This is a genomic window from Trebonia sp., from assembly GCF_049794275.1.
Taxonomy (GTDB): Bacteria; Actinomycetota; Actinomycetes; order Streptosporangiales; family Streptosporangiaceae; genus Trebonia.
The window spans coordinates 1-2,174 of sequence record NZ_JBARCR010000468.1; the positions used below are offsets into that span (position 1 = coordinate 1).

Sequence of the window (2,174 nt, forward strand, 5' to 3'; positions counted from 1 at the left end):
CCGCTGTACACGAACCTGCCGGCCGCGGACATGCTGCACCTGACCCGCAACCTGAACCGGCGCTTTGACCAGCGCTACGCGGAGGCCCGGCTGGGCGAGCTCGGCATCCCGCTGAACCGCAGGGCCGGCCAGCTGTCCGGCGGCCAGCAGGTCCAGCTCGCGCTGACCCTGGCGCTGGCCCGCCGGCCGCGGCTGCTGGTGCTCGATGAGCCGGTGGCGATGCTCGACCCGCTCGCCCGGCACTACTTCATGGCCACGGTGCTGACGGCGGCGGCCGACGATGGGGTGTCGGTGCTGCTGTCCTCGCACGTGCTGGCCGAGCTGGAGCGGGTCGCCGACTACCTCATCCTGCTGTCGCGGGGCCGGGTCCAGGTGGCCGGGGAGGTCGACGACCTGATCGCCAGCCACCGCGTGCTGACCGGCCCCGCAGCCGAGGCCGACAGGTATACCGAACGGCCGCTGGTGCATGCCCGCCGTGCCGACGCCCAGGCCCACCTGCTGGTCCGGGCCACCGCGGACGACCCTGTCCCGCCGCGCTGGGAGGCGCACCCGGTCGGCCTGGAGGAACTCGCCCTGGCCTACCTGCGCGAGCCGGCCGCGGCGGCGCTGCCCGGCCCGGATCGCGCCCGCCGCCGGGCGCTGCCATCTGAAACTGGCCGGCAGACGGAGGTAAGCAAATGACCGCGCTGAGCGTGCCCGCCCGCCCGGAGGAGGACGCCAGCCTGCGGCCGGTGCCGTGGCAGCGGATGGGCTGGGTCACCTGGCGGCAGCACCGGGCCACGCTGGCCTGGGTGACCGTGTTCCTCGGCGCCCTGGCGGTCGCCATGTGGCAGGCCGGCCGTCAGCTGCACAGCGCCTACGCCACCGCGCTCGCCGCCTGCCAGCCGCCGGTGCACTCACTGGCCTGCCCGGGTGCGACGATCGCCTTCGATGGCACGAACGGCTTCCTGGGGAATGGCTTCCTACTGCAAGCGGTGCCGGTGCTGATCGGGGCGTTCGCCGGCGCGCCGGTGCTGGCCCGTGAGCTGGAGACCGGTACCTTCCGGTACGCCTGGACCCAGGCCTTCGGCCGGTGGCGCTGGACGCTCGCCAAGCTGGTGCCGCTCGCGGTCGCGCTGGCCGCCGTCGCCGGGCTGTTCAGCCTGGTGTTTGAGTGGTACTACCAGCCGTACTTCGTCGCGGCCAACCAGAACCTGTCCCTGACCGAATACACCCCGTTCTTCCCCGGCCTGTTCGACCTGCGCGGGATCGGGTTCGCCGCCTGGACGCTGGTCGCCTTCGCGATCGGCGCCCTGGCCGGCACGCTCATCCGCAGGGTCGTCCCCGCGATCGCCGCCACCCTGGTCGCCTACACCGGGCTCGCCTTCGCGGCCGGCACGTGGCTGCGCCCGGCCTATATGACGCCGGTGGTCACCAGCAGCGTGAACGTGCCCGGCTCCGCGTGGGTCATGAGCCAGTGGTGGACCAAAGGCGGCAAGTTCGCCTTTTCCGGCTGGCCCTCCGTCCGCCTCCTCAACCAGTACTGCCCAGCAGGCCCGGTTGGGGTGGGGCCTGGCGGCAAGCCGAAGGCGGTAGGCCTCGCGGAGTGTCTCACCCCGCACGGCTACACGCAGTGGACCAGCTATCAGCCGGCCAGCCGGTTCTGGCCGTTCCAGTGGATCGAGGGCGGCTGGCTGCTCGTGCTGTCGGCCCTACTGATCGCCGTGACCGTGTGGCTGGTCCGCCGCCGGGCGACCTGAGGTCGCATCAGCCGCTCTGCCACGGGGTACATGCCCGCCGTGGCGGACATCGAGGTGCGCGAGGCGGTCCCGGCCGACCTGCCGGAGATCGCGGCGGTGGCGCTCGCCACCGGCCAAGACGAGGAGTGGGGCGGCGCCGACCCCGCGTACATGACCCATCTACTCACCCATGGCCGCGTGGTCGTCGGGGTCGCTGGAGGCTCGGTCGCCGGCTTCGGCGCCACCCGGCCGCTCGGCAGCGGCCCCGACGCGGTGAGCATGCTGTGCGACCTGTTCGTCCATCCCGAGGTGCACGGCAGCGGCTGCGGCCGGGCGATGCTGGCGGCGTTGTGGCCGGGCACCCGCGGGCACCGGATGACCTTCAGCAGCCTGCACGCGCACGCGCTGCCGCTGTACACCAGCTTCGGGCTGGACGCCTGGTGGCCGCTGCTGTAC

3 protein-coding genes are annotated in these 2,174 nt (G+C 73.0%); all 3 read left to right on the forward strand.

Going from position 1 to position 2,174, the window contains the following annotated elements; all coding sequences use genetic code 11:
- The coding region (locus tag WA805_RS12895; RefSeq protein ID WP_425242448.1) for an ATP-binding cassette domain-containing protein at positions 1-681 on the forward strand (681 nt) is incomplete at its 5' end.
- The gene (locus WA805_RS12900; RefSeq protein ID WP_422340176.1) at positions 678-1,739 is read left to right on the forward strand and encodes an ABC transporter permease subunit; all 1,062 of its coding nucleotides are present in this window, start codon (positions 678-680) and stop codon (positions 1,737-1,739) included. The genes WA805_RS12895 and WA805_RS12900, both read left to right, overlap by 4 nt.
- A gap of 30 nt (positions 1,740-1,769) precedes the next feature.
- Positions 1,770-2,174, forward strand: a 405-nt coding sequence (locus WA805_RS12905) for a GNAT family N-acetyltransferase (protein WP_425242449.1), incomplete at its 3' end; no start/stop codon positions are given.

Bases quoted from the DNA above. Each gene is read 5' to 3' on its own strand.
- WA805_RS12900 (WP_422340176.1), top strand. From the start codon at position 678: ATGACCGCGCTGAGCGTGCCCGCCCGCCCGGAGGAGGACGCCAGCCTG.